Annotated in this window: 24 protein-coding genes; 5 read left to right on the forward strand and 19 right to left on the reverse strand. The window is 60.8% G+C overall.

The genetic code is table 11. The features are described 5' to 3' along the window. The first annotated feature begins 153 nt into the window (after positions 1-153). The 4 genes from rsgA (at position 154) to ACEN9O_RS08800 (ending at position 3,217) form a co-directional block, all read left to right on the forward strand. A complete protein-coding gene (rsgA, locus tag ACEN9O_RS08785) occupies positions 154-1,206 on the forward strand; it encodes a ribosome small subunit-dependent GTPase A (RefSeq protein ID WP_495617189.1) in 1,053 nt (350 codons plus the stop codon). Between the two features lie 121 nt (positions 1,207-1,327). Beyond that, positions 1,328-1,882: a hypothetical protein gene (locus tag ACEN9O_RS08790; protein WP_495617190.1), complete on the forward strand. Its 555-nt coding sequence runs from the start codon at positions 1,328-1,330 to the stop codon at positions 1,880-1,882. A 38-nt stretch (positions 1,883-1,920) separates the two neighbouring features. Further along, positions 1,921-2,802, forward strand: coding sequence for a helix-turn-helix transcriptional regulator (locus ACEN9O_RS08795; RefSeq protein WP_495617191.1), 882 nt, complete (start codon positions 1,921-1,923; stop codon positions 2,800-2,802). Positions 2,803-2,842: 40 nt separating this feature from the next. Next, a complete protein-coding gene (locus ACEN9O_RS08800; protein WP_495617192.1) occupies positions 2,843-3,217 on the forward strand; it encodes a GFA family protein in 375 nt (124 codons plus the stop codon). A gap of 63 nt (positions 3,218-3,280) precedes the next feature. Here the strand turns inward: ACEN9O_RS08800 and ACEN9O_RS08805 are convergent, their stop codons facing one another. The 16 genes from ACEN9O_RS08805 to ACEN9O_RS08880 form a co-directional block, all read right to left on the reverse strand. Continuing rightward, entirely contained in the window at positions 3,281-6,259 is a 2,979-nt protein-coding gene (locus ACEN9O_RS08805) for an EAL domain-containing protein (RefSeq protein WP_495617193.1), read from the reverse strand. After that, entirely contained in the window at positions 6,256-7,740 is a 1,485-nt protein-coding gene (locus ACEN9O_RS08810) for an ATPase domain-containing protein (RefSeq protein ID WP_495617194.1), read from the reverse strand. The genes ACEN9O_RS08805 and ACEN9O_RS08810 overlap by 4 nt, the downstream gene beginning before the upstream one ends. A gap of 248 nt (positions 7,741-7,988) precedes the next feature. After that, on the reverse strand, positions 7,989-8,411 hold the full coding sequence (locus ACEN9O_RS08815; RefSeq protein WP_008443442.1) for a F0F1 ATP synthase subunit epsilon: 423 nt from the start codon (positions 8,409-8,411) through the stop codon (positions 7,989-7,991). A 60-nt stretch (positions 8,412-8,471) separates the two neighbouring features. After that, positions 8,472-9,872 (reverse strand): F0F1 ATP synthase subunit beta, encoded by a 1,401-nt coding sequence (gene atpD, locus ACEN9O_RS08820; protein ID WP_117012360.1) that lies wholly within the window; start codon positions 9,870-9,872, stop codon positions 8,472-8,474. Between the two features lie 30 nt (positions 9,873-9,902). After that, positions 9,903-10,778 (reverse strand): F0F1 ATP synthase subunit gamma, encoded by an 876-nt coding sequence (gene atpG / locus ACEN9O_RS08825; RefSeq protein ID WP_495617195.1) that lies wholly within the window; start codon positions 10,776-10,778, stop codon positions 9,903-9,905. Positions 10,779-10,830: 52 nt separating this feature from the next. Next, entirely contained in the window at positions 10,831-12,372 is a 1,542-nt protein-coding gene (atpA, locus tag ACEN9O_RS08830; protein WP_495617196.1) for a F0F1 ATP synthase subunit alpha, read from the reverse strand. 62 nt (positions 12,373-12,434) lie between these two features. Further along, positions 12,435-12,980, reverse strand: a complete 546-nt coding sequence (locus tag ACEN9O_RS08835; protein ID WP_495617197.1) for a F0F1 ATP synthase subunit delta — start codon at positions 12,978-12,980, stop codon at positions 12,435-12,437. 2 nt (positions 12,981-12,982) lie between these two features. Continuing rightward, positions 12,983-13,453 carry a F0F1 ATP synthase subunit B gene (locus tag ACEN9O_RS08840; protein WP_495617198.1) on the reverse strand — a complete coding sequence of 157 codons (471 nt, stop codon included), beginning with the start codon at positions 13,451-13,453 and terminating at the stop codon, positions 12,983-12,985. 41 nt (positions 13,454-13,494) lie between these two features. Further along, positions 13,495-13,776, reverse strand: coding sequence for a F0F1 ATP synthase subunit C (gene atpE / locus ACEN9O_RS08845; protein WP_495617199.1), 282 nt, complete (start codon positions 13,774-13,776; stop codon positions 13,495-13,497). Between the two features lie 62 nt (positions 13,777-13,838). Continuing rightward, positions 13,839-14,639, reverse strand: coding sequence for a F0F1 ATP synthase subunit A (gene atpB, locus ACEN9O_RS08850; protein ID WP_495617200.1), 801 nt, complete (start codon positions 14,637-14,639; stop codon positions 13,839-13,841). Between the two features lie 21 nt (positions 14,640-14,660). After that, positions 14,661-15,026, reverse strand: coding sequence for an ATP synthase subunit I (locus ACEN9O_RS08855; RefSeq protein WP_495617201.1), 366 nt, complete (start codon positions 15,024-15,026; stop codon positions 14,661-14,663). 273 nt (positions 15,027-15,299) lie between these two features. Further along, positions 15,300-16,187: a ParB/RepB/Spo0J family partition protein gene (locus ACEN9O_RS08860; protein WP_495617202.1), complete on the reverse strand. Its 888-nt coding sequence runs from the start codon at positions 16,185-16,187 to the stop codon at positions 15,300-15,302. A gap of 9 nt (positions 16,188-16,196) precedes the next feature. Continuing rightward, positions 16,197-16,967, reverse strand: a complete 771-nt coding sequence (locus ACEN9O_RS08865; RefSeq protein WP_495617203.1) for a ParA family protein — start codon at positions 16,965-16,967, stop codon at positions 16,197-16,199. A 110-nt stretch (positions 16,968-17,077) separates the two neighbouring features. Continuing rightward, complete coding sequence (gene rsmG / locus ACEN9O_RS08870) at positions 17,078-17,728, reverse strand: 16S rRNA (guanine(527)-N(7))-methyltransferase RsmG (RefSeq protein ID WP_495617204.1); 651 nt, start codon at positions 17,726-17,728, stop codon at positions 17,078-17,080. Continuing rightward, positions 17,725-19,656: a tRNA uridine-5-carboxymethylaminomethyl(34) synthesis enzyme MnmG gene (gene mnmG / locus ACEN9O_RS08875; protein ID WP_495617205.1), complete on the reverse strand. Its 1,932-nt coding sequence runs from the start codon at positions 19,654-19,656 to the stop codon at positions 17,725-17,727. The genes rsmG and mnmG overlap by 4 nt, the downstream gene beginning before the upstream one ends. Positions 19,657-19,824: 168 nt before the next feature. After that, positions 19,825-20,589: a sulfite exporter TauE/SafE family protein gene (locus ACEN9O_RS08880; protein WP_495617206.1), complete on the reverse strand. Its 765-nt coding sequence runs from the start codon at positions 20,587-20,589 to the stop codon at positions 19,825-19,827. A gap of 144 nt (positions 20,590-20,733) precedes the next feature. On the opposite strand from ACEN9O_RS08880, the gene ACEN9O_RS08885 reads away from it, so the two are divergent. Continuing rightward, positions 20,734-21,900, forward strand: a complete 1,167-nt coding sequence (locus ACEN9O_RS08885; RefSeq protein ID WP_495617207.1) for an iron-containing alcohol dehydrogenase — start codon at positions 20,734-20,736, stop codon at positions 21,898-21,900. Positions 21,901-21,967: 67 nt separating this feature from the next. On the opposite strand, the gene ACEN9O_RS08890 is transcribed toward ACEN9O_RS08885, so the two are convergent. The 3 genes from ACEN9O_RS08890 to ACEN9O_RS08900 form a co-directional block, all read right to left on the reverse strand. After that, on the reverse strand, positions 21,968-24,025 hold the full coding sequence (locus ACEN9O_RS08890; protein WP_495617208.1) for a 3-hydroxybutyrate oligomer hydrolase family protein: 2,058 nt from the start codon (positions 24,023-24,025) through the stop codon (positions 21,968-21,970). A gap of 122 nt (positions 24,026-24,147) precedes the next feature. Next, a complete protein-coding gene (locus ACEN9O_RS08895; RefSeq protein ID WP_495617209.1) occupies positions 24,148-25,131 on the reverse strand; it encodes a branched-chain amino acid ABC transporter permease in 984 nt (327 codons plus the stop codon). Positions 25,132-25,141: 10 nt separating this feature from the next. Further along, positions 25,142-26,026, reverse strand: coding sequence for a branched-chain amino acid ABC transporter permease (locus tag ACEN9O_RS08900; protein WP_495617210.1), 885 nt, complete (start codon positions 26,024-26,026; stop codon positions 25,142-25,144). Positions 26,027-26,090 lie beyond the last annotated feature (64 nt).

The raw sequence follows: 26,090 nt of genomic DNA on the forward strand, positions 1-26,090 counted from the left end.
GCCCTCCTGTCGGCTGCCTGATTACGTCGGGACTCCCTTTTGTAGTGTGTTGATCCGCGCGTACTCGCGCAGCTGACTTCCCGTATTCGCCACCTATTCGCTTTTTCGCGAAGGGTCTTGCTCGTCTTACCGGAATCAGGAAACACATACACCATGATCGACATCGATTTTGAATCGCTGCGCCTTATCGGCTTAACGCAAACCATCGCCAGCCAGCTTTATCTTTTCCACGACGCACCGGCCAACGCCCGGCTGGTGCGCATCACCGAAATCCAGCGCGACTGGCTCACCGTGCACGACGGCCAGGCCGAGTTCCGCGCCCGCGTGCTGCCGGCGCTGCACGACGAAGCGCTGGCCGTCGGCGACTGGGTACTCAGCACCACGCCGGCGCATGACGAACGCTGGCTCAGCGCGCTGCTGCCGCCCACCACCCACATCGCCCGGCGCGGCAACGACGGCCGCCATCACAGCCTGGTCAGCAACATCGATACGGCGCTGCTGGTGATGGGCCTGGATCACGACTTCAATCCGCGCCGGCTGGAGCGCTACCTCGCCATCGTCAAGACTGCGGGCGTGGAGCCGGTGGTGGTGATGAGCAAGGCCGACATCGGCGACGAGGTGGATGAACGCATGGCGCTGCTGCGGCAGCGCCTGCCCGCCAGCATTCCGCTGCTGGCCGTGAACGCGCTCAGCGACGACGCGGCGCTGCAACTGGCGCCGTGGCTGGACGTGGGGCAGACGCTGGTGTTGCTGGGCTCCTCAGGCGCGGGCAAATCCACGCTGACCAACACGCTGACGCAGGCCGGCCAGCAAACCGGCGGCGTGCGCAAGGGAGATGGACGCGGCCGGCATACGACCACGTCGCGCTCGCTGCACCTGTGCGCCGGCGGCGCCTGCATCATCGACACGCCCGGCCTGCGCAGCTGGCAGCCCGATGCCGATGAGGCCAGCCTGACGGCCGCCTTTGAGGACATCGACGCGCTGGCGGCGCAATGCCAGTTCCGCGATTGCCGTCACGCCGGCGAGCCCGGTTGCGCGGTGCGTGGCGCGGTGGATGAGGATCGTCTGCTGAACTACCACAAACTGCTGCGCGAGGCACGCCGCAGCCGGCAAACCCCGCTGGACCGCATCGCCGAAGTCGCCAAGTGGAAGGTGATGCAGCGCGCCGCCGTGGCCCGCTCGAAGGATAAGCTCGGCAAGCGATAAGGTCCTCTTTCCGAAGCAGCAATTTCGGAATAGTTCCAACAACTCCCGAACAGCAGGGAAGTCTGGCTAACGTGAAAATCTCCACGCAATCCAAACTTCCACCCGCGTCAGGAGCCGCAGCATGGAACACAAAACCCCTGCCATCATCGTGCTGCACCGTGGCCCGCCACGGTTGCAGCCCTGTCACAACGACGCCGCATACGGCTGCTTCACCGAGGCTGGCCGACGCGGCAATCATGTTTCACTGCGGGCTTATTCGACCGCGGCCAGCGCACGCACAGCACAGGCCGCAACGCCGGAAGCCGAGCAGACGATGCTGCTGCAGGCGCCGAATCGCATGCATGCCCTCCCTCTTCTGCCGCCCGCCGATCCGCTGCGCGAACCTCGCTGCACGCGCGGCGTGGTGCTGGTCCATCTGTTCCACGGCGCCTGCTTCGTGCGAGTCGACCAGCTCGTGGGCCGTTACCACGGCGTCGGCGTGGTGGAGGCGGGCCTACTGGAGGCGGTCGATACCGATTGCGTCGTCTGGATAGCCATCGTGCAAAACATGCAGGCGCTCGCTGCCCTGCACCCTGCCCTGCGCGCGACCGAGGCGGCACTCGACACCCATGCCGAGCTGCTGCTGCTGGAGCCCTGTGCCATGTCACGCTTGCGCTGGATCGGGGTAAAGCAGTGATATGCTTGCAAGGTCGTCGCCAATGGAGATACCACGCCATGCTGGACCGCAGCGCCATGCAGGAGATGAATCGCGTACTCGACGTCGCGCCGCGCCTGCGTCCCGACGTGTGTGGCCATGGCGCCTGCATCACTGAACGTTGGGCCCACAGTGGCTTCACCTCTCATGTCGAGCCGATGGCGGACCATGTGGTGATGACCTACTACGGCGCACCGCAAAGAATAGAATGGCGCGACGGTGCCAGCTACCAGCAAGGGGTCACGCGGCAGAAGTCGATCACGCTGATCCCCAGCGGCCACGAGGCGGCCTGGATGATCGCCGGCGCGATCGAGGTGTCGCATGTTTATTTTTCGGATGCACGCCTGCAAACCTGCGCCGAGGCGACCGGCCATCGCGGCCCGGCGGTACAGCTGCTGGACCGGGTGGCATTGCCCGATCCCACCGCCAGTGCCTTGCTGGAAATCCTTTCCTCCGAAGCCTGCCGCGACGACGCCGGCAACGGCCTGTTTGTCGAACAGGCGGTCGATCTGCTGTGTATGCATCTGGTGCGCGCCCACTCGACCACCTGCCGCGACAAAGGCAAGCGCGCCCAAGGTTGCCTGGCGAACTGGCAGGTCCGCCGCGTGACGGAATATTTGCAGGAGCGGCTTGATGAAGAAGTCCGGCTGGACGATCTGGCCAAGCTGGCCGGCTTGTCGCGCTTTTACTTCTGCACCGCATTCCGCCGCAGCACCGGCTTGACGCCACACCAGTGGCTGCTGACCCAGCGCATGGCGCGCGCCCGCGCACTGGTGGCCGATCATTCGATTCCGCTGACCCAGGTCGCGCTGGCGGTCGGCTATCAGACCTCATCCGCCTTCGCCGCCGCATTCCGGCGGACCGAAGGGATGAGCCCCACGGAATATCGGCTGCGCTGCTGACGTTCCGCCCCCCCAACTAACCATGACAAAGGAGAACCCTATGTCGATCACAGGAAGTTGCCACTGCGGGAAGACCACGTTTCGTATCGAGGGCGAGATTCCCGACGCACTGACCCGTTGCACATGCTCGTTCTGCGCCAAGCGCGGCGCGCTGCTGGCGTATTACCAGCCCGCCCAGTTTCACGTGACGTCGGCGGCACCCGACGATGGCGTTTATCGCTGGCAGACCAAGCTGGTGGCCCACCATTTTTGCGCCCACTGCGGCTGCGCGACCTATTCCGATAGCCCGGCGTTCGAGCTGGACGGCAGCTGGGACCAGCAAACCCGCCGGATCGGCGTCAACGCCCGTCTTTTCGATAATTTCGACGCGGCCTCGGCCCGCATCGACGTCATCGACGGAAAAAATCTTTGGTAGCTTGAGGCGTCTTGGCTCAGTGAGTCTTGATTGCGTGTTTGGTCAAGGTGCCCTGAAGTTCGCTCAGGTCACCTGTTCACGCTGCTGTTGAAGCGCCGCCTCGAGCTTCCGATTGCTTTCTGCCAATTCAAAGTTTGCTGTTTGTATTTTCAAACTGAGGCGTCGGTTTTCGTCCGCGCTTTCCTTGTACTGGAATGCCTCGTCCAGATTCCTGCGCAACTGGTCTTCCTCCCACGGCTTGGTAAGAAATCGGAAGATCGAACCTTCGTTAATGGCGTCGGTGACCGACTGCAATTCCGTGTAGCCCGAAAGTACAATCCGCACCGTATCCGGATGCGTAAGCTTTGCTTTGCGCAAAAATTCGACCCCGGTCATGCCGTGCATCCGCTGGTCAACCAAAATCACATCAACTTTATTCGTCGCTAACAGTTCCAGTCCTCCTTGACCGCTGTGTGCGGCCAGGATCTTATATCGCTCGGCGCGCAACTCCCGCTTGAGCGCCGACATGATGTGGGGGTCATCGTCGATGAGCAATAAGGTTCTGGGCGGGACCTGCATACGCAGGAGATGGGGCGGCAGCTGCCGGTTCGAGCGTAGCAAGACGTCGATCTCTTCAGCCGGCAACGGTCTGGAAAACCAATAGCCTTGTATCTCGTCGCACATGTTTCGGCTCAGGTAGTCGCACTGCAACTCCGTTTCGACACCTTCGGCAATCACCTTGATTCCCAGGCTGTGGGCCAATGACACGATCGCATTCGCGATCGCGGTGTTACCCTGGTCGATAATCAAGTCGCGTACGAACGACTGATCAATCTTGAGCACGTCGATGGGAAAGCGCTTCAGGTAGGAAAGGCTCGAGTAGCCGGTGCCGAAATCATCGATCGACAGCTGGACGCCGAGCGATTTGAGATCGCGAAGAATGGTGACAGCTTGCGAGACCTCCGTCATGATGATGGTCTCGGTCAATTCGATGTCCAGGAAGTGCGGCGCCATACCGGTTTCCTCGAGGATGCCGGCAATCGACCGTACCAGGGACTCCTGCACAAACTGACGCCCCGACAAATTCACGGCAATGCGCACCTGCCCCAGTCCTGCGCGTTCCCACGCCTTGTGCTGCAAACAGGCGGTGCGGATGACCCAGGCGCCGATCGGGACGATCAATTCCGTGTCCTCCGCCACCGAGATAAAACTGCCGGGCATGACCAGCCCCCTTACCGGGTGCTGCCAGCGGATCAGCGCTTCCATCCCGACGATCCGTCCGGTTCTGAGGTCGACCTGGGGCTGGTAATGCAGCACGAACTCCTTGCGCTCCAGCGCCCTGCGCAGATGATGCTCCAGCTGCACTCGTTCGAGCACCGCTTCGTTCATGGCAGCTGTATAAAACTGATAGTTATTGCGGCCCAGTTCCTTCGCCCGGTACATGGCGATGTCCGCATGATCGACCAGGGCATCCGGCTCCATGCCGTCGTCGGGATACACCGCGATGCCGGCACTGACGGTCATGACGAACTCCTGGTCGCCGACCAGCAGCGGTTTTCCCACGGCAGCGAGAATCCGTCTCAAGATGCCGCTGATGTTGTCTTCGCCGTGTTCGGTCAGAATCACGATGAACTCATCTCCTCCGAATCGCGCCGCGGTATCCGTTTCTCGCATGACGGAGACCAGCCGCTCGGAAAATATCTCAAGGAGATCATCGCCAGCCTTGTGCCCCATCGTGTCGTTGACCAGTTTGAACCGGTCGAGGTCGAGGAACATCACCCACACCCGATGCCCGTACCGGTTCGCAAGCGCGATGGCTTGCTGCAAGCGATCCCGCAATAGTATCCTGTTCGGCAGCCCGGTCAGGGTGTCGTACTCGGCGAGGTAACGCAATTCGGTCTCTGCCCGCTTCGCCTGGGTAATGTTTTCATGCGCGATGACGAAGCGTGTCGGCCCGTCGCCGGGAAAACGCGTCACCTTCGCGCGGAACCAGTGCGGCCCCGCCGGCGAGCTGCAATAGTGCTCCATGCTGAACTCGTCGCGATGGCAGCTGGCCACGGCGAGCATGCCTGCCGAGAAAACCTCCGCATCGTTGGCGCGCAAGCCGAGCACTTCGCCGCAAATGGCCACATAGTCCATGCCCGACCATGCACCGCCATGACGGGCACCGTTAGCGGTCGCGAAATCCGTCCAGGCCTTGTTCACGGCGAGGATGGCGCCCTTCTCATCCACCACGCAAATGTGCATGGAGAGCGCGTCGATCGTTGACTTGATAAACCGCTGCGATTCGCTCAACGTCTCTTCCATCTGCTTGCGCGTGGTGATGTCCTCGACCGCAGCGATAAGGTACAGCAATTCTCCTTCGCTATTGTGCACCGCCGACAGCGCGAGTATGGTCCAGATCGTCGCGCCGCTCTTGCGCCTGAAGCATTGGTCGTGGGGCGGCACGGCCCTGCCTGGAGCGGCAAGCAATTTTTCGATGATCGGTGCGATGGCGGTGGCGTCGACCGGCTCAAGCAACTGGCCGATGCCCATCGCCAGGAGCTCATCCTCCGCATAGCCCAGCATATCGCGAAAGCGCGAGTTCGCCTGCAGCAGACGGCCGTCACTAGCGAGATGCACGATCCCCACCGGGGCGAGATCGAATGTGGCTCTGTAGTTGCGTGCGCTTTCGTTGCGTGCTATTTCCGAATGCTGCCGCAACCTCAGAAACGCTTCCAGCCGTGCGAGCAGGTCGTCTTTGCTGAGTGGCAGGCGCAGCACGTCATCGAAGCCGACGCGCAGCCATGGCGTCGCGCGCGCGGTTCCGCCCAGGGTCAGCAGTACTGGCAAATATAGCGGCAGCGCCGCTTGTCTCAAGCCGAAAATCACTTGGGCGTGGCGGCGGGCCGAAATCTCATCGGCAATAATTAAGGACCAGGCTGAATCGCTCGTCGGGAAATCCGGAGCATCCAGCATCTGGATCACATAGCCGGTCTGGCCGAGAAACTCGGCTAGCAGGCTTCGATCCGCCGCATCCGCAATGCACAGCCCTATGATTGCTGTCCTCTGCAGACGCTTCATGACGCACGCTCGTCCCTTGTGGATGAGGGCAAGCCGCTCAGGATGCCTTGCAGGTGCTCCAGCTTTTCGCTGATCCGGATACCTTCGGCGCTCACTTCCAGCTGGCGCAGTTCGGGCTCGAAGGAGCCGGTGCGCTTCTTCAGGCAGCTGACCATCTTGGTCAGTTTGCCCTGGTATTCGGCGTAGCGCAGGAGCACGATGTTGTCCGCCAGATGGCTGACCCCGAGGTCGGTGGCCTTCAGGCTGGTACTGGTAATGTGCTCAACCTCGTTGATTAATATGGTGGTGACCAGCTTGCGTGACAGGTAGCTAACCAGATTATGAATGTGCGCTTGCGGCTTGCCGAATTCTTCCATGGCAAGCTCATAACCACGCAGGCTGTCGATCATGACCATCCCGCAGCCGTCGATCTCTACCGCCTGACGGACGACGGCAAGGAATTCATCCGGGTAAAGTTCGAGGGGATTGATGCGTACGATCTTGAGTGCTCCGGATGCCAGCACATGATCCAGGGGCACCCCGATGGCGCGGCTGCGGGCGGCGATAAAGTGGGCCGGCTCCTCGAATGTGAAAATGACCGCACGTCCTGTTTTAGCGAAATGTCCGGCGAACTGCGCGCCGAGCGTGCTCTTGCCGGTTCCGGTGGGACCTGTCAGCAGTGTGGTGGTGCCGGACTCCAGGCCGCCACCCAACAGCTCGTCGAATTGATGGATGCCGGACGAGACCATATGCCAGCCAGCATCGTTGGTGCTGCTGTGTTCAATTCTATGTGGGAATATCGTGATGCCCGAATCGTTGATGCGCAACGGATGCAGCCCTGAAAGGAAACCGGACCCGCGCAACTTGTCAATCTGGATGCTGCGCAATCCGATCGCAAGGCTGTTGGAAATGCTCGAATGCAGATGAATGGCACCATCAACGGCCAGCACAACGGATGAATCACGTTCCAATTCATTGGGGTCGAACGCCAGCAGCGACGTGACGCCTGACTTATTCAAAAAATTGATGAGGCTAAGGATGTTCTTGCGGAACTGGTAGGCGTCGGTGGCAAGAAACCGCAGCTGGGTCACCGAGTCGATTACGAGACGCTGGGGCCGCTTCTCAAGCACTGCCTGGAAAATGGCCTTCCAGACCGGCACGCTCTCGACCTCGCTGGGCGGGAATATATGATACTCGCCGGGATTGTCGATGAGTTCATCGCCGGCCGGCGACAGGTCCACAACGTCGATACGGTCAAGACTCCAGCCAAAACCGGCCACGTTGCGGGCGATCTCATGGCCTGGTTCGGCCAGCGTGATATACATGCATCGCTCGCCCGCACGTTGGCCGTCCCGCAACCATTGCAACGAGAAGATGGTTTTGCCTGCGCCGGCCGCGCCGGTGATCAGGTAGCTTCGCTCGCGAACGAAGCCGCCACAAAGAATTTCATCGCATCCGGGGATACCAGTAGACAGGCGTGATTCAGTTGTAGGCAACGTCATGGCATTTCAACGTAAAAGGGGTGGAATACTAAAGTACGATGGCGCCAGACCGGCCTTACTGCCGCAGCAAGCCGAGAGAAATGTTGGCGTTTTTTAGGCCTGGATCGAGGCGTTCTCTGTAGTTGCGAAGTTACACGTAATTGCTTAGCAAAAACTCTTCAATTCTCACTATTTGCAAAAACACGACGGCCATAAAAAAAGGCAGCCGAGGCTGCCTTTTTGCTGTGATGCTGTGCGTTGCTTAGTGCTTAATGCTTGGCGCGCAGTTTGGCGATCGCCGCCAGCTGGCCGATGGCCGCTGCCAGTTCGGCTTGCGCTTTTGCGTAGTCGATACCGGAGGTGTTGTTGGCCAGCGCTTCTTCGGCACGTTTCTTGGCCGCTGCCGCTTTGGCTTCGTCCAGATCCTTGCCGCGAATCGCGGTATCCGCCAGCACCGTCACGGCGCCTGGCTGCACTTCCAGCAGGCCGCCCGCGACGAAGACAAATTCTTCCTCGGCTTGACCTGGTACCTGGATGCGCACCGCGCCCGGACGGATGCGGGTGATCAGCGGCGTGTGCTTGGGGTAGATCCCCAGCTCGCCCTGCTCGCCCGGCAACGCGACGAATTCGGCTTCGCCCGAGTAGATCAACTCCTCGGCGGAAACCACGTCAACGTGAATAGTGTTTGCCATGTGTGTCCTGTCGGTGTGATGCGGCCCCGCTCGCGCGGGGCCGCAATCGAAACTCAATGATTAGTTGAGCTTCTTGGCTTTTTCGATAGCTTCGTCGATCGTGCCGACCATGTAGAACGCTTGTTCTGGCAGGTGATCGAGTTCGCCGGAAGCGATCATTTTGAAGCCCTTGATCGTATCTTTCAGCGAAACGTATTTACCTGGCGAACCGGTAAACACTTCAGCAACGTGGAACGGCTGCGACAGGAAACGCTGCATCTTACGTGCGCGCGATACCAGCAGCTTGTCTTCCGGCGCCAGTTCGTCCATACCCAGAATCGCGATGATGTCGCGCAGTTCCTTGTAGCGCTGCAGGGTGCCCTGAACAGCGCGCGCGGTGTCGTAGTGCTCCTGGCCGACGACCAGCGGATCCAGCTGACGCGAGGTCGAATCCAGTGGGTCCACCGCAGGGTAGATACCCAGCGAGGCGATGTCACGCGACAGAACGACGGTCGAATCCAGGTGACCGAAGGTGGTCGCTGGCGATGGGTCGGTCAAGTCATCCGCTGGAACGTAGACGGCCTGGATCGAGGTAATCGAACCGGTCTTGGTCGAGGTGATGCGCTCTTGCAGACGGCCCATTTCTTCGGCCAGGGTAGGCTGGTAACCCACTGCGGAAGGCATACGGCCCAGCAGTGCGGATACTTCGGTACCGGCCAGGGTGAAGCGGTAGATGTTATCGACGAAGAACAGAACGTCCTTGCCTTCGTCACGGAACGCTTCCGCCATGGTCAGGCCGGTCAGCGCGACGCGCAGACGGTTACCAGGTGGTTCGTTCATCTGACCGTAGACCATCGCTACTTTCGAGTTGGCCGGGTTTTCCAGGTCAACTACTTTGGCGTCAGCCATTTCGTGGTAGAAGTCGTTACCTTCGCGGGTACGCTCGCCAACGCCGGCGAACACGGACAGACCCGAGTGCGCTTTAGCGATGTTGTTGATCAGTTCCATCATGTTCACGGTCTTGCCCACACCTGCACCGCCGAACAGACCGACCTTACCGCCTTTTGCGAACGGGCAGACCAGGTCAATCACCTTGATGCCAGTTTCCAGCAGGTCCTGCGACGGCGACAGTTCGTCGTATGCAGGAGGAGTGCGGTGGATCGAGGCGATCTGGTCGTGAGCGACCGGGCCGCATTCGTCGATCGGGTTGCCCAGCACGTCCATGATGCGACCCAGGGTAGCTTTACCCACTGGCACCATGATCGGCTTGCCGGTGTTCTGGATCATCATGCCGCGGCGCAGGCCGTCGGACGAACCCAGAGCAATGGTACGGACCACGCCGTCACCCAGCTGTTGTTGTACTTCCAGGGTCAGCTCGGAGCCAGCCATCTTCAAGGCATCAAATACCTTAGGCATCGCGTTGCGTGGAAACTCTACGTCCACCACAGCGCCGATACACTGAACGATTTTGCCATCAGCCATGTTCGTTCCTTCAAATATAGTTAAATTCGTTTAAACCGCTGCCGCACCGGCGACGATTTCGGAGAGTTCTTTGGTAATCGCAGCTTGACGGGTCTTGTTGTAAATCAGCTTCAGTTCGCCGATCACGTTACCGGCGTTGTCGCTTGCCGATTTCATCGCCACCATCCGCGCCGATTGCTCGGACGCCAGGTTTTCCGCCACCGACTGGTACACCAGCGCTTCAACATAGCGCTCCAGCAGCTCATCAATCACGGTTGCCGCGTCTGGCTCGTAGATGTAATCCCAGTTGTGATTACCTGCGTCAGCCTGCGTCTTGGCCGCTGGCAGTGGCAGCAACTGCTCCACTACCGGCTCTTGCTTCATCGTGTTAATGAACTTGGTGTAGCACAGGTAGACTGCGTCGATCTCGCCATTCTGGAACTTTTCCAACATGACCTTGACCGGTCCGATCAGTTTTTCCAGGTGCGGCGTGTCGCCGATCTGCGTTACTTGCGCAACGACAGGGATGCCTACGCGATTCAAAAACCCCAAACCTTTGTTACCGATAGCTACCGCGGCAATCTTGTTGCCGGCTGTTTCCAGCTCACGGGTTTTCGCCGTCACCATGCGCAGGATGTTGGTGTTCATGCCGCCGCACAGACCTTTGTCGGTGGTGACGATCACGAAGCCAATTGCCTTCGCCGTGTCCTTTTGCTCTTCAGCCAGGAACGGGTGGGTGTATTCCGGATTTGCGGTAGCCAGATTAGCGGCGATATTGCGAATCTTTTCACTGTAGGGACGGGCGGCGCGCATGCGATCCTGCGCTTTGCGCATTTTCGATGCGGCGACCATTTCCATCGCCTTGGTGATCTTCTTCGTATTCTCTACGCTCTTGATCTTGCCACGTATCTCTTTGCCTACTGCCATGAGTCCTTACTCCTTCTGCGCGTAAGGCGCCCCTTGCGGGACGCCGTTGTGCTTAAAATGCGCCGGATTTCTTGAAGTCCGCAATGGCCGCCGACAGCGTTGCTTCGCCGTCTTTGTCCAGTTGCTTCGACGATTCAATCTTGGACATCAGGTCAGCTTGCTTGGTCTTCAGGTAGGCGTGCAGGCCAGCTTCGAACGGCAGAACTTTCTTGACTGGCACGTCGTCCAGGTAACCCTTGTTCACTGCGAACAGCGAAGCGGCCATCATGGAGATCGACAGTGGCGAGTACTGAGCCTGCTTCAGCAGTTCGGTCACGCGGGCACCGCGGTCCAGCTGCTTGCGGGTCGATTCGTCCAGGTCGGAAGCGAACTGCGCGAACGCAGCCAGTTCACGGTACTGTGCCAAGTCGGTACGGATACCGCCGGACAGGTTTTTGATGACCTTGGTCTGGGCGGCGCCACCAACGCGCGACACCGAGATACCCGCGTTAATCGCAGGACGGATGCCCGAGTTGAACAGCGAGGTTTCCAGGAAGATCTGACCGTCGGTAATCGAAATCACGTTGGTTGGCACGAATGCCGAAACGTCGCCAGCCTGGGTTTCAATGATCGGCAGTGCGGTCAGCGAGCCGGTCTTGCCTTTGACTGCGCCGCCGGTGAAGGCTTCGACGTAGTCGGCGTTGACGCGTGCTGCGCGTTCCAGCAGACGGGAGTGCAGGTAGAACACGTCGCCTGGGTAGGCTTCGCGGCCTGGTGGGCGGCGCAGCAGCAGGGAGATCTGACGGTAGGCCACGGCTTGCTTGGACAGGTCATCGTACACGATCAGCGCGTCTTCGCCGCGGTCGCGGAAGTACTCGCCCATGGTGCAGCCCGAGTAGGCCGAGATGTACTGCATCGCTGCCGATTCGGCGGCCGATGCGGCAACTACGATGGTGTACTCCATCGCGCCGTGCTGTTCCAGCGAACGCACGATGTTCTTGATCGTCGAGGCTTTCTGACCGATCGCCACGTAGATGCAGGTCATGCCCTGGCCTTTTTGGTTGATGATTGCATCAACCGCTACGGCGGACTTACCGGTTTGACGGTCGCCAATGATCAGCTCGCGCTGGCCACGGCCGATAGGTACCATCGCATCGATCGACTTCAGACCGGTCTGCATAGGCTGCGAGACGGACTCACGGGCGATAACGCCTGGCGCGATCTTTTCGATTGGTGCGGTCAGTTTGGCATCGACAGCGCCTTTGCCGTCGATCGGCTGGCCCAGGGCGTTGACCACACGGCCACGCAGTTCAGGACCGACCGGCACTTCCAGAATGCGGCCGGTGCACTTGACCGTGTCGCCTTCGGAGATGTGCTCGTAAGCACCCAGAATCACGGCACCGACGGAGTCACGCTCCAGGTTCATCGCCAGACCAAAGGTGTTACCAGGGAATTCCAGCATTTCGCCCTGCATCACGTCCGACAGGCCGTGGATGCGGACGATACCGTCGGCCACGGAAATAACCGTGCCTTGGTTGCGTACTTCAGCGCCGCCATCAAGGCCTTGGATACGGCTCTTGATCAGCTCGCTGATTTCAGATGGGTTGAGTTGCATACTAACTCCTAAAAGTGTTTCTCTCAGCTTGCGCGAGGGGAAGAATCTGTTCTAAGCGGCGCTTACGCGACCAGCGCAACACGCATTTGCTGCAACTTGGCGCGGACCGACGTGTCCAGCACCTGGTCGCCGACAACGACGCGCACACCACCGATCAACGCTGGATCCACGGTCACGACCGGGTTCAGCTTGCGGCTGAATTTCTTCTCCAGCGTGGCGACCAGCTCGCTCACTTGAGCCGAGCTCAGGTCGAAGGCGCTGGTGATGTCGGCGTCTGCCGCACCTTCCACGGCGTTTTTCAAGGCCTGGAATTGCGCGCCGATTTCCGGCAGCAGACTGATGCGGCCGTTCTCGACCAGCATCGCCAGGAAGTTTTTCGCTTCCGTGTTGAGCGGCGACTTGACCAGTGCCGTGATGGCGGCGCTCACATCGCTAGCCGAAGCTTTCGGATTGCGGGCGAATGCTTGCACCTCGGGGTGGGCACCGACCTGGGCCAGTTCGGCCACCAGTTCGGACCACGCCGCGAGGTTGAACGATTCCTTACCTGCTTGGGCTACGCGGAACAAAGCTTCCGCGTAGGGACGGGCGACGGTTGCGTTTTCTGCCATGATTACAGCTCGACAGACAGGCGCGACAACAGATCGGCGTGGGCCGAGGCGTTGACTTCGCGCTTGAGGATTTGCTCGGCGCCCTTCACAGCCAGGTCAGCCACCTGAGCGCGCAGCGCTTCGCGCGCCTTGGCCAGTTGCTGATCGGCGTCGGCCTTGGCTTGCGCAATGATGCGGTCCGCTTCGGCTTGTGCATTAGCTTTGATTTCTTCTGCCACCAGTTGCGCGCGCTTTTCAGCGTCGGCAACGCGTTGCGAAGCTTCTTCGCGTGCACCTGCCAGCGCTTCGCTGGCGCGCTTCTCAGCCACTACCATCGCTTGCTGGCCTTGGTCGGCCGCAGCCAGACCGTCAGCGATACGCTTGGCACGCTCATCCAACGCCGAATTCAGCGATGGAAATACGAACTTCATCGAAACCCAGACCAACACCGCGAAGGTGATCATCTGACCGATGAGAGACATATTGATGTCCATACCTTTGCTCCTAACTAAAAGTTTCTCCTAGAAGGGAGCGATTACTTACCGGCGAAGGCGATAACTTGAGCCAGGAACGGGTTGCTGAAGGTGTACAGCAGAGCAACACCGACGCCGATCATCGAGATCGCATCCAGCAGACCGGCGATAACGAACAGCTTGGTTTGCAGTTGTGGCATCAGTTCTGGTTGACGAGCCGAAGCTTCCAGGAATTTGCCGCCCAGAATTGCGAAACCGAGTGCGGTGCCGATAGCGGCCAGGCCGATGATGATTGCTGCGGCCAGAACGGTCATGCTTTGTACTTGTGCGATCAGAGCTTGCATTGAATTTCTCCTAAGATTTTAAAAAAGACTACAGATACTAAAAAGTTAAAACGATTTGTTGCTTAATGTTTCTCAACCGCAAGGCTCAGATACACAACAGTCAACGCCATAAACACAAACGCTTGCAGGGTCACCACCAGGATGTGGAAGATAACCCAAGGACCACCCAGCAGCCACTGCGCCCACCAAGGCAGCAGAGCGATCAGAATGAACAGCAGCTCACCGGCGTACATATTGCCGAAGAGTCGCAGCGACAGCGACAGTGGCTTAGCCAGCAACTCGATCATCTGGAAGATGAAGTTGACCGGGGCCAGCACGACGGCCATGAAGCCGTGGGCGTGGAACGGCGCGGTCAGCAACTCTTTACCCCAGCCGCCGAGACCTTTGGCTTTGATCGAGAAACCAATAATGCACAGCATGACGCCGAACGACATGCCGAAAGTGTGATTGACGTCCGCGGTCGGCACGACTCGCAATTTGTGGACGCCAACATAGCCAAGCAGCTTAGGCAGCAGATCGACCGGCAGGAAGTCCATCGCGTTCATCAGCCAAACCCAGCAGAAGATCGTGATGGCCAGCGGCGCGATGACCTTGCTCTTGGCGTGGAATGCGGAATTGACGACTTCGTTGACCAGCTCCATGATGGCTTCGACGAAGTTTTGCAGCTTGCCCGGCACGCCGGCGGTCGCACGGCGCGAAGCCATGTAGAACACGCCCAGGAAGATCATGCCCAGAATGGCCGAAACCCAGAACGTATCCAGGTTGAAGGTTGCGTCAGCATTCTTGAGATGGCTCAGGTGATGCTGGATATACTCGATGGAGGTGGGCGCTTCGTGTGCCCCTACAGCGTTTTCTGTGGTCATAAAAGTATTAGATTTTGGTGATTAAATTGCGAGCAGTGAAAACCAATAGGCTAAGGTTGCCACCGCGAAACCCAAGATCAGCCATAACCAAGAGGCCGACTGAAACAGCGCCAGTGCCAACGAAAACAGCACTACCGTGATAAATATTTTTACAACTTCGGCGCGTACATGCGACCGGAAAGCTTTTTTGGCGTCATTTGTTCCGCCCGCAACAATCATCGCGTACATCAGACTCCCGATGACTGCGATTGCTCCGCCATAGGCGGCCGACCAAGCTTTGAGTACTCCGCCCAAGTTCCAGGCGAGCAAGGCGAATCCAGTGGCGATGGCCAACTGGAGGGCGACGACTTTAAAAATCGGCTTGGAAATACTCGTCGAATCATTCATCTGGCGAGCTCCCGAAAAGCCGATAAAACCCAAAGACACGGGATTATATGTGTCTTTACTGTATCACGTCAAACATTGCTGCACCGCAGCAGAGCAATTGGTGCACGAAAGAGACGCTTTTATAAACATTTCCAAGCTGGTTGCACCAAGTTGGAACCAGTTAAGCGTTTTCGTTTTTTGTTGGTGAATCGTCAATGACTTGCGCGTACAGCTACCCCGAGGCTCCGCTTCGGGGTCAGACCCCGAACGGGGTCTGACCCCAGGCTTGCGGGGTTAGGCGCGCAGGCGGGCAAGCACGCCGTCGAGGATGTCCAGGTCGGCGAAGTCGATGATCATCTGGCCGCGGCCCTTGCTGCCCATCTTGAACACCACCGGCGTGGCCAGCTTGTCGGACAGCTCTTCTTCCAGGCGCACGATGTCGCCGGACTTTTCTTTCTGGCGCGCTTCAGTCGGCGAGGCTTTTTGATCTTCCAGCGTTTTTGCCACCAACTTTTCAGTTTCACGCACCGATAACCGTTTGGCGATGACCATGTTGGCGAGGTTGATCTGCGTGGCGGCATCGACCGACAACAAGGCGCGGGCGTGGCCCATGTCGATATCGCCGGCCATCAGCATGGTCTGTACCGGGTTGGCCAGGTTCATCAGGCGCAGCAGGTTGGACACGGCGCTGCGCGAACGGCCGACGGCCGTGGCCGCCTGCTCGTGCGTGAAACTGAAGTCGGTGATCAGGCGATGGATGCCCTGCGCTTCTTCCAGCGGATTCAAATCCTCGCGCTGCATGTTCTCGATCAGCGCCATCGCGGCGGCGGCCTGGTCGTCCACATCGCGCACCAAGACAGGGAGCACTTCCAGGCCGGCGATTTGCGCGGCACGGAAACGGCGCTCGCCGGCGATGATCTCGTACTTGATGGCGCCGCTCAGCTTGTCGGTGCCGACCGGACGGACCAGGATGGGCTGCATGATGCCCTGGGTCTTGATCGATGCGGCCAGCTCCTGCAGGCCGCCCTCATCCATGCGGGTACGCGGCTGGTACTTGCCTGCCTGCATTTGCGTGACCGGGAGTTCGGACGGCGTGTTCGCGTCCGGGGTGGTGATGTCGCCGTCGCCGCCGAGCAGCGCTTCCAGGCCGCGACCCAGGCCTTTGAGTTTTTTGGTTGCCATGTGATTGCCTTACATTTTCTTGATGCGCTTGACCATCTCGGCGCCGAAGGCGATATACGCCTGCGCACCCTTGGAGGATGGATCGAAGGTGACGCCCGGCAGGCCGTAGGACGGCGCTTCGGCCAGTCGCACGTTGCGGGGGATGATGGTTTTGAAGACCTTGTCGCCGAAGTGCTGCTCCAGCTGCGCCGACACCTGCTGCGACAACGTCATGCGCGGATCGAACATCACGCGCAGCAGGCCGATGATCTTCAGGTCGGGGTTCAGGTTGGCGTGCACCTTCTTGATGGTGTTGACCAGGTCGGACAGGCCTTCCAGCGCGTAGTACTCGCACTGCATCGGGATGATGACGCCGTGCGCGGCGCACAGGCCGTTCAGCGTCAGCATCGACAGCGCGGGTGGGCAGTCGATCAAGATGAAGTCGTACTCCTTGTCGACCACGGCCAGCGCGTCCTTCAGGCGGCGTTCGCGGTTTTCCAAAGAGACCATCTCGACTTCGGCGCCGGCCAGCTCGCGGTTGGAGGGCAGCACGTCGAACTGGCCGGGCTCCGAGCGCTGGCGCGCGGTGGCCACGTCGGATTCGCCCAGCATCACCTCATAGGTCGATGCAGGCAGGCCCGCCTTGTTGATGCCCGCACCCATCGTGGCATTGCCCTGCGGGTCCAGGTCGACCAGCAGTACCCGCTGGTCCAGCTTTGCCAATCCGGCGGCCAGGTTGACCGTCGTGGTAGTCTTTCCTACACCACCCTTTTGATTCGCTACGCAAAAAATTTTCGCCATGTATTTCTTTGTGTTGTGCTTCTAATTATTTATACTATTAAAACGATATAAACGATTTATACTGTTTATACAGTATGAACTGTATAAACCATTTATATCGTATAAATCATTTACTTGGTTTTGGCCTGGATGAAAACCAGGTGGCGCTCCGCGTCCAGCCCCGGCACTTCCAAAGGCTCCAGTTTCTGCACTTTCCATGGCTCTGGCAGTCGCTCTCGCTCCTCTGCCGGCGCCGTTCCCTTCAGAGCTATGAATCGCCCGCCCTCTTGCAGCAGGTGCCCCGACCAGTTGACGAAGTCCGACAGGTCGGCAAAAGCCCGCGAGGTGATGACGTCGAATTTCGTCTTCACTTCCAGCTGCTCCACACGCTTGGTGTACACCGTCACGTTGGCCAGGCCCAGCTCCGCCTTCACTTGGTTCAGGAACGCGGTCTTCTTGTGCACCGTGTCGATCATCGACACTTTCATGTCCGGACGGCTGATCGCCAGCACCATGCCCGGCAGGCCGCCCCCTGCTCCCACGTCCAGCACATTCTGCGCACCGGCAAAGGCAGGCACCGCCGCAAGCGAGTCGAGCACGTGCAAGGTGACCATCTGCATCGGATCGCGCACCGAGGTCAGGTTGTACACCGAATTCCACTTGTTCAGCAGCGCCAGGTAGTCCAGCAGTTTTTCCACCTGGTCGTCGCCGAGGTCCAGCTTCAGACTGTTGATGCCTTGTTTTAAAACATCCGCGAGTACCGCACGGTCAAACACCTTCATTGAACAGCCTCATCTTTTTGATTCACAAATCCGCCGAAACCGGCCTTCTTCAGGTGCACCAGCAGCAGCGAGATCGCCGCCGGCGTCACGCCGGAAATGCGCGATGCCTGGCCCAGCGTTTCCGGACGCTGCGCGTGCAGCTTCTGGCGCACTTCCACCGACAGCGCGGTGATGTCCAGGTAGTTGAAACCTTCCGGCAATTTCAAGTTTTCGTAGTGCTCGTGGCGCTCGACTTCCTTGGTCTGGCGGTCGATATAGCCCGAATACTTGAGTTGAATTTCCACCTGTTCGCGCACCGCTTCGTCGCTCACGCCGGGGCCGGCCAGCTCGCGGCCGTCGATGCCGGACAGGCTCATCAGCTTGTCGTAGTCGACGCCGGGACGGGCCAGCAGGTTGGCCAGCGAGTACTCGCGCTCGATCGCCTGGCCGATGACGCGCTCGGATTCGGCCGCTTCCAGGATGCGTGGATTGACCCACGTGGAACGCAGACGCTCCAGCTCGCGCGCGACGGCTTCGCGTTTGGTCTCGAACGCCTGCCACTGCGCATCGCCGACGCAGCCCAGCTTGCGGCCGATTTCGGTCAGGCGCATGTCGGCATTGTCTTCACGCAGGCTCAGGCGATACTCGGCGCGGCTGGTGAACATGCGGTACGGTTCCATCACGCCCTGTGTGACCAAGTCGTCGACCATCACGCCCAGGTAGGCTTCGGAACGGGCTGGCGTCCAGGCTTCGCGGCCCTGGGTTTGCAGCGCGGCGTTGATGCCGGCCAGCATGCCCTGCGCCGCTGCTTCCTCGTAACCGGTGGTGCCGTTGATCTGGCCGGCGAAGTACAGGCCGCTGACGGCCTTGGTTTCCAGCGACGCCTTGAGGCCGCGCGGGTCGAAATAATCGTATTCGATAGCGTAGCCGGGACGCAGGATGTGGGCGTTTTCCATGCCCTTCATCGAGCGCACCAGGTTGATTTGCACGTCGAACGGCAGGCTGGTGGAGATGCCGTTTGGATAGAATTCGTTGGTCGTCAGGCCTTCCGGTTCCAGGAAAATCTGGTGCGATTCCTTGGCCGAGAAGCGGTGGATCTTGTCTTCGATCGATGGGCAGTAACGCGGACCGACACCTTCGATGACGCCGGTGTACATCGGGCTGCGGTCCAGGCCGGCGCGGATGATGTCGTGGGTCTGGGTATTGGTGTGCGTAACCCAGCACGGCATTTGCTCAGGGTGCATGGCGGCATTGCCCATCACCGAGAATACCGGCACCGGATCGAGGTCACCAGGCTGCTCGGTCATCAGCGAGAAGTCGATGCTGCGGCCGTCGATGCGCGGTGGCGTGCCGGTCTTCAGGCGGCCTTGCGGCAGTTTCAGTTCCTTCAGGCGAGCGGACAGCGAGATCGCCGGTGGATCGCCGGCGCGGCCGGCCGAGTAGTTCTGCAGGCCGACGTGGATCTTACCGTCGAGGAAAGTACCGGCGGTCAGCACCACGGCAGGCGCCAAAAACTGCAGGCCGATCTGGGTGACGGCGCCGATCACGCGGTCGCCCTCCACCATCAGGTCGTCGACGGCCTGCTGGAACAGCCACAGGTTGGGCTGGTTTTCCAGGCGCGAACGGATGGCTTGCTTGTACAGGATGCGGTCGGCCTGGGCGCGGGTGGCGCGCACGGCAGGGCCTTTGGACGAATTCAGGATGCGGAACTGGATGCCCGACTCATCGGTGGCGATGGCCATGGCGCCGCCCATGGCGTCGACTTCCTTGACCAGATGGCCTTTGCCGATACCGCCGATGGATGGGTTGCACGACATCTGGCCCAGCGTCTCAATGTTGTGCGTGAGCAGCAAGGTCTTCTGGCCCATGCGGGCCGAAGCGAGGGCCGCCTCGGTGCCGGCGTGACCACCACCGACGACGATGACGTCGAATTTTGTAGGAAATAGCATGTTGGAATTGGTTAAAGCGAAGGGATCAAGGTCAGATTATAGAGTCTTTTTGTGGCTGCGACTTTTTTAAGCAAAAAAATATCGCTGGATTGTTCCACGTGAAACATTGAAAAAGGGCCCTTATCGTTCCCGATAAGAGCCCCTTTTTTTGTTCCACGTGAAACAGTGTCACCACCTCAACCATGCATCGTAGCCAGTTTTTATGATCAGGATGGTGACCACGGCCAGGAACAGCTTGCGCACGAATCCGCTGCCGTGCTTCATCGCCATGCGCGAGCCGACGATGGAACCGGCGATCTGGGCCACCGCCATCGTCGCTCCCAATTGCCAGATCAGGTGACCGCTGTAGCCGAACCAGAGCAGCGCGGCAAAGTTGCAGGCGACGTTGACGATCTTGGCCACGGCCGAGGCGCCGAGGAAGTCGAAGCCGAAGACGCGCACGAACAGGAACACCAGGAAGCTGCCGGTGCCGGGCCCGAAGAAGCCGTCGTAGAAACCGATGCCGGCGCCGATCAGCAGCGCCAGCGTCTGCTCCCGGGCGCCGGAGTGGATGGGCGCGTGCACGCTGCCGAAGTCCTTCTTGGCGAAGGTGTAGATGGCGACCGCCACCAGCACCACCGGTAGCAGCAAGCGCATGAATTCGGCCGAGACCTTGGTCACGGTGTAGGCGCCGAGGAAGGCGAAGATCAACGCTGCCAGCGCGGCCGGCGTGGCGACCGACCAGGCAATGGCGACCCGGCGCGCGTAGCTGGCCGCCGCGACGCCGGTGCCGAAGATGCTGGACAACTTGTTGGTGCCGATCAGCGTGGCGGGTGCCGTGTTGGGAAATACCGAGAACAATGCAGGCAACTGTACCAGCCCCCCGCCCCCGACCACCGCGTCCACCAGACCTGCACCGAACGCCGCCACACCCAACACCAGATAATCCACCATCGCCTGCCATCCTTAACGCTTGCAAAGGCCATATTGTACGGAAGAAATCCAAAGCGCTCCGTGCGCCTCCCGCGTGGACAACGGCGGGCGCAAGGCCCTCACATGAGGTAAGCTTCACGTGAAATCCACCACCCTGGAACCGCCATGACCGACTTCCCAGCATTCGCCTTCAGCACCGTCGCCCACATCGTTTCCGAGCTCGGCGCAGCCGGACGGTTGGGCGAGCATATCGTCCAGCGCTTTCCGGCGGCCAGGCGCGCCCTGCTCGTCACCGATCCCGGCTTCCTGGGAACCGGCCTGGTCGAGGCTCCGGAGGCCAGCCTGCGCGCTGCCGGGGTCGCGGTGGAAATCTATTCCCGGGTCGTGGCGGACCCGCCGGAACAGGTGGTGCTCGATGCGGTGACGGCCGCCCGCAAGCATCGCACTGACCTGGTGATCGGCCTCGGCGGCGGCAGCTCGATGGATGTGGCCAAGCTGATCGCCGTGCTGGCCGGCAGCGACCAACCGCTCAGCGCCATCTACGGCATCGGCAATGTGCAGGGCGCGCGGCTGCCCCTGGTGCAGATTCCAACCACCGCCGGCACCGGCTCGGAGGTCACCAACATCGCCATCGTCACCACCGGCACCACCACAAAAATGGGCGTGGTCGCGCCGCAGCTCTATGCCGATCTGGCGTTGCTGGACGCCGAACTGACCATCGGCCTGCCGCCCATGGTCACCGCCGCGACCGGCATCGACGCGATGGTGCATGCCATTGAGGCCTACACCAGCCGCCACAAAAAGAATCCGCTGTCCGACATTCTGGCGCGCAAGGCGCTGAGTCTGCTGTCCGGCAACCTGATACGCGCTTGCGAAAACGGCCGCGACCTGGCGGCGCGGCAGGCCATGCTGCTGGGTGCGATGCTGGCGGGACAGGCGTTCTCCAACGCGCCGGTGGCAGCGGTGCATGCGCTGGCGTATCCGATAGGGGGCATCTTCCACGTGCCGCATGGGCTGTCGAACTCGCTGGTGCTGCCGCACGTGTTGCGCTTCAACGCACCGGAGGCGGCCGCGCTGTACGCGGAACTGGCGGAGATCGTCGTGCCGCAGGCCAGCGGCAGCGTCGAGGCGAGGGTGGAGGCGCTGGTTGTTGCGATGCAACAAATAGCCATCATCACGGGGATAGAACGGACCTTGCAGCAGGTGGGGATCAGGGAAACGGATCTGGACCGGATGGCCGATGACGCCATGCTCCAGACCCGCTTGTTGGGAAATAACCCCCGCACCGTCACGCGCGACGATGCGAGGGCGATCTACGCGGCGGCGTTATAACCCCGCACGGCGCTCCGAAGGGGTCGTACCCCGTACGGGGTACGACCCCAGCCTCTTCGGGTCAGGCTCAGTTCGGCACATCGACCGTGGTGCCATTGACCGTGATGGCGTTGGCGCCGGGCGCGGCAGCGATCGGCGGGACATTGGCCACGGTGATCACCGAGGTGTTGTCGATGCGCGGCACGGTGTGCACCACCTGCGACGGCGGCAGCGTCAGCGACGGATTGCGCAGGCTGGCCAGCATCGCATCCAGCGCGCGGAACAGGTAGACGTGCAGCGGCACGATGTTGGCCGGCAGCGCGTTGGTGAACGAGTCGAAGTGGTTGGCGTTGGTCACTTCGATGTAGCGCAGCTTGCTCGCCCCACCCTCCACCGACGCGTTCAAGCCCAGATAGGAACGCGAAGCAAAGTTCACCGGGATCAGCGTGTCGCTGCGTCCCTGCACGATGATGGCCGGCTTGCCATGCAGATTGCCGGTCGCCGCCACCTCGGCCATGCCGGCCTTCACGCGTGCGCTTTGCGCCGCCAGCGTCGCGCTCAGGGCACCGCCGGTGACCGGATCGACACCCGTGGCCAGCGAGCGCAGGCATAGGAAGCCATCCAGCGACTGGTCCGCCAGGTTGCTGCTCGGCGACACGCCGAGGCCATAGGCTTTGGCGCCGCCCACCGAATTCTCGTAGACCACATTGCCGACGATGCCGTTTTGCGCGGCAAAGCTGCTGGCCCTTTGAGCCAAGGTGAAGGCCACCGGCGCGCCCGTCGCGTCGGTCGAGGCGAACGAGAATCCGCACACCTTGTCCGTCACGGAGAACTTGCCGTAGGCGTTGGCATAGGTTACCGCCACCAGGATGTTGGTGCCGGCGTGCGCGGCCTGCAGGATATCGGAGTCCACCAGCCAGCCGTAGGCCTTCAGGCGGGCCTTGGCGTCGGCCTGTTGCGACGGCAGGTCGGTGCCGGTCAACAAGCCTTTGGCGGCTAGCGCGGTGCAGCGCCCGGGCGCGGCGGCGGTGGCGGCGATGCAGGGCTGGTACAGCGCGGCGTAGGTCGAGTAGTCGAACAGCGCCTTGCCCTGCCCCGTTACGCTGACCCCGCCCTGGCGCACCGTGTAGCCGCTGGCGGTCTTGGGCTGCACCTGCGGCTCGGTGGCCGCCACGCCGCTGATCAGGCCCTTGGTGTCCTGTTCCGCAGCCAGCAGGGCCGAGCCGGCGCCGTTGGAAATGCTGGAGGCGATGGTGACCGTGTTCTTCGGCGTCAAGCGCACGATGTGGCTCTTGTTGTCCTTGGCCAGCACGCCGTACTTTTCATTGAGCACGTAGAAGGCGAATTCCACCGACTGCAAGGTGAACTTGCCCCAGTCCTTTTCCGGATTCTGCTGCGAGTGCGCATGCTTGAAGGCGATGCGCGCCGGCGACGACGAGGCGAACGCGGCACGGTCGGCATCGCTGAGCGCAGGCGTGAAGATGGCGTTTTTCCCGGCCGCGCTGCGGGTGGTGCGCACGCCGTTTTGCAGGTTCACGGTATCGTCGTCGAAGGTGTAGAGGCCGGTGCCGGTGCCCTTGTCCGCGTAGGCCACGGCGCAGTTGTTCTTCAGGCCCCACTCGCCGGCGCTGCCGATGGCGCCGTAGATGCCGCGCGATCCGCTCGACGTGCCGGTGACGATGCAGGGATTGTTGACGTCGAAGCCGTTCGGTATCTGCACCATCAGCGTGACGTTCTGGTTGCCGGTGCCGTCGTCGGAGTAGGCGATGTATTCGGTGCCGGCGATCATGCCCTGCCCCGCCCCTGGCACGCCCTTGGCGTCCACATTCGGGCCGTACAGTGTGCCGTAGCCGCTGTTGACGTTGATGTCGAGCACGGCACGGTAGTTGGCGTGGATGGCGTTGCGGCGCAGCTCGGCGGCGGTGGGATTGGACGGGTCGGCATATGCAGGCGTGGGACCGGCCAGGCCGGTCGCGCCCAGGCCGGCGGTCAGCAGATCGTCGGTGGTGCCGTCGTAGGTCTTGCTGCTGATGGTGCCCAGGTAGGCCGGCAGCTGGTTCAAATCCTCGGCCGAGTCGTGTTCGTTGGCGCCGCAAGCGGTCAGCGCAATGCCGGCCAGCGCCAGCGTAAGTTTCTTGATATGCATGTCATCCTCTATGTCGATAAAAGTTACGGACGGACTACTCCCACTCCGGCCGACGGCCAGACAAAAATTTACTACCGATGAAAAAAAAAACGCCGGACAGAACGTCCGGCGTGTGCGCTACATCAAGCTGTTTTTTTGCCGTTGTTGAAGGCGAACTTGGCGACGATCTCACCGACGATGCCGCGCCGGAACAATAAGACGCAAACGATGAAGATAAAGCCGATCACCATGTTGACCGCCTCGCCGATGGTGTTGAACCATTCGATGCCGGTGTGCGAGACCATGAAGATGCCAAAATCGCCCAGCTTGTTTTCCAGCGCGATGATCAGGATGGCGCCCAGCATCGGACCGGCAAACGTGCCCATGCCGCCCACCAGCGTCATCAGGATCACCAGGCCCGACATGCTCCAGTGGACGTCGGTCAGCGTCTCGAAACCCTGCACCAGCATGTTGGAGGCGCCGGCCAGGCCGGTCAGCGCGGCCGACAGCACGAAGGCAAGCAGCTTGTACTTGTCCACATCGTAGCCCAGCGAAATCGCGCGCGGCTCGTTTTCCTTGATCGCCTTGAGCACCTGGCCGAACGGCGAATGCACGGTGCGCACGATCAGCATGAAGGCCAGCACCGCGATGCCCAGCACGAAGAAGTACAGCGCGGTGTCGTTGCTCAAGTCGACCAGGCCCAGCAATTTTCCACGTGGAACACCTTGCAGACCATCCTCGCCGCCGGTGAACTCGCCGGCGCGCAGCGCGCCGAAGTACACCATCTGCGCCAGCGCCAGGGTGATCATCGAAAAGTAGATGCCCTGGCGGCGGATCGCCAGCGCGCCCATCACCAGGCCGATGAAGGCACCGGCCGCGACACCGGCCAGCAGGCCCAGCTCGACCGGCCAGCCCCACACCTTCATCGCATTGCCGGCAACGTAGCCGGCCGCGCCGAAGAAGGCCGCGTGGCCGAACGACAGCAAGCCGGTAAAACCGATCAGCAGGTTGAAGGCGCTGGCGAACAGCGCAAAGCACAGCAACTTGGCCAGGAAGACCGGATAACCGACAAACGGCGACGCCAGCGCGATCGCGAAGGCGACGAGATAACCTATGTTCTTATTCATCTGCGGCCTCTTATTTTTCTTTGCCGAACAAGCCGGCTGGACGGATCAGCAACACAATGACCATCACCAGGAACACCACCGTCGACGAAAACTCCGGGTAGAACACCTTGGTCAAGCCTTCGATGATACCCAGGCCGAGGCCGGTGAGGATGGAGCCCATGATCGACCCCATGCCACCGATCACCACAACGGCGAATACGACGATAATCAGGTTCTGACCCATCAGGGGCTGCACCTGGATCACCGGGGCCGCCAGCACCCCTGCAAAGCCCGCCAAAGCGACGCCGAAGCCGTAGGTGAGCGTGACCATCAGCGGCACGTTGATGCCGAAGGCTTCGACCAGCTTGGGATTCTCGGTGCCGGCGCGCAAATAAGCGCCCAGTTTGGTCTTCTCGATGACGAACCAGGTCGACAGGCAGACCGCCACCGACGCCAGCACCACCCAGGCGCGGTAATTCGGCAGCACCATAAAGCCAAGGTCGGTTGCCCCGGCCAGTGCATCCGGCACCTGGAACGGCTGGCCGGACACGCCGTAGAACGAGCGGAACACGCCTTCCACCAGCAGCGTGATGCCGAAGGTCAGCAGCAGGCCGTAAAGATGGTCCAGCTTGTAGAGCCAGCGCAGCATGGTCTTTTCGATGACGATGCCGAACACGCCGACGACCAGCGGCGCCAGCACCAGCATCACCCAGTAGTTCAGGCCGAGGTAGGCCATGCCCATCCAGGCGACAAACGCGCCCATCATGTACAGCGCGCCGTGCGAGAAGTTAATCACGTTCAGCAGGCCGAAGATCACCGCCAGGCCGAGCGACAGCATGGCATAGAAGGAGCCGTTGACCAGGCCCAGCATCAGCTGGCTCATAATCATGGGCAAGGGGTAGCCGAATATTTCCATGAGATCACAATATAAAGATCGCCGTCCCGGACGGTGCGGCGCGACACCAGAAAAAGGCCGCGCA

This window comes from Duganella sp. Dugasp78, assembly GCF_059491455.1.

Coding starts and splice junctions, on each gene's coding strand:
- rsgA (WP_495617189.1), top strand. CDS start 154: ATGATCGACATCGATTTTGAATCGCTGCGCCTTATCGGCTTAACGCAA.
- ACEN9O_RS08790 (WP_495617190.1), top strand. CDS start 1,328: ATGGAACACAAAACCCCTGCCATCATCGTGCTGCACCGTGGCCCGCCA.
- ACEN9O_RS08795 (WP_495617191.1), top strand. CDS start 1,921: ATGCTGGACCGCAGCGCCATGCAGGAGATGAATCGCGTACTCGACGTC.
- ACEN9O_RS08800 (WP_495617192.1), top strand. CDS start 2,843: ATGTCGATCACAGGAAGTTGCCACTGCGGGAAGACCACGTTTCGTATC.
- ACEN9O_RS08805 (WP_495617193.1), bottom strand. CDS start 6,259: ATGAAGCGTCTGCAGAGGACAGCAATCATAGGGCTGTGCATTGCGGAT.
- ACEN9O_RS08810 (WP_495617194.1), bottom strand. CDS start 7,740: ATGACGTTGCCTACAACTGAATCACGCCTGTCTACTGGTATCCCCGGA.
- ACEN9O_RS08815 (WP_008443442.1), bottom strand. CDS start 8,411: ATGGCAAACACTATTCACGTTGACGTGGTTTCCGCCGAGGAGTTGATC.
- atpD (WP_117012360.1), bottom strand. CDS start 9,872: ATGGCTGATGGCAAAATCGTTCAGTGTATCGGCGCTGTGGTGGACGTA.
- atpG (WP_495617195.1), bottom strand. CDS start 10,778: ATGGCAGTAGGCAAAGAGATACGTGGCAAGATCAAGAGCGTAGAGAAT.
- atpA (WP_495617196.1), bottom strand. CDS start 12,372: ATGCAACTCAACCCATCTGAAATCAGCGAGCTGATCAAGAGCCGTATC.
- ACEN9O_RS08835 (WP_495617197.1), bottom strand. CDS start 12,980: ATGGCAGAAAACGCAACCGTCGCCCGTCCCTACGCGGAAGCTTTGTTC.
- ACEN9O_RS08840 (WP_495617198.1), bottom strand. CDS start 13,453: ATGGACATCAATATGTCTCTCATCGGTCAGATGATCACCTTCGCGGTG.
- atpE (WP_495617199.1), bottom strand. CDS start 13,776: ATGCAAGCTCTGATCGCACAAGTACAAAGCATGACCGTTCTGGCCGCA.
- atpB (WP_495617200.1), bottom strand. CDS start 14,639: ATGACCACAGAAAACGCTGTAGGGGCACACGAAGCGCCCACCTCCATC.
- ACEN9O_RS08855 (WP_495617201.1), bottom strand. CDS start 15,026: ATGAATGATTCGACGAGTATTTCCAAGCCGATTTTTAAAGTCGTCGCC.
- ACEN9O_RS08860 (WP_495617202.1), bottom strand. CDS start 16,187: ATGGCAACCAAAAAACTCAAAGGCCTGGGTCGCGGCCTGGAAGCGCTG.
- ACEN9O_RS08865 (WP_495617203.1), bottom strand. CDS start 16,967: ATGGCGAAAATTTTTTGCGTAGCGAATCAAAAGGGTGGTGTAGGAAAG.
- rsmG (WP_495617204.1), bottom strand. CDS start 17,728: ATGAAGGTGTTTGACCGTGCGGTACTCGCGGATGTTTTAAAACAAGGC.
- mnmG (WP_495617205.1), bottom strand. CDS start 19,656: ATGCTATTTCCTACAAAATTCGACGTCATCGTCGTCGGTGGTGGTCAC.
- ACEN9O_RS08880 (WP_495617206.1), bottom strand. CDS start 20,589: ATGGTGGATTATCTGGTGTTGGGTGTGGCGGCGTTCGGTGCAGGTCTG.
- ACEN9O_RS08885 (WP_495617207.1), top strand. CDS start 20,734: ATGACCGACTTCCCAGCATTCGCCTTCAGCACCGTCGCCCACATCGTT.
- ACEN9O_RS08890 (WP_495617208.1), bottom strand. CDS start 24,025: ATGCATATCAAGAAACTTACGCTGGCGCTGGCCGGCATTGCGCTGACC.
- ACEN9O_RS08895 (WP_495617209.1), bottom strand. CDS start 25,131: ATGAATAAGAACATAGGTTATCTCGTCGCCTTCGCGATCGCGCTGGCG.
- ACEN9O_RS08900 (WP_495617210.1), bottom strand. CDS start 26,026: ATGGAAATATTCGGCTACCCCTTGCCCATGATTATGAGCCAGCTGATG.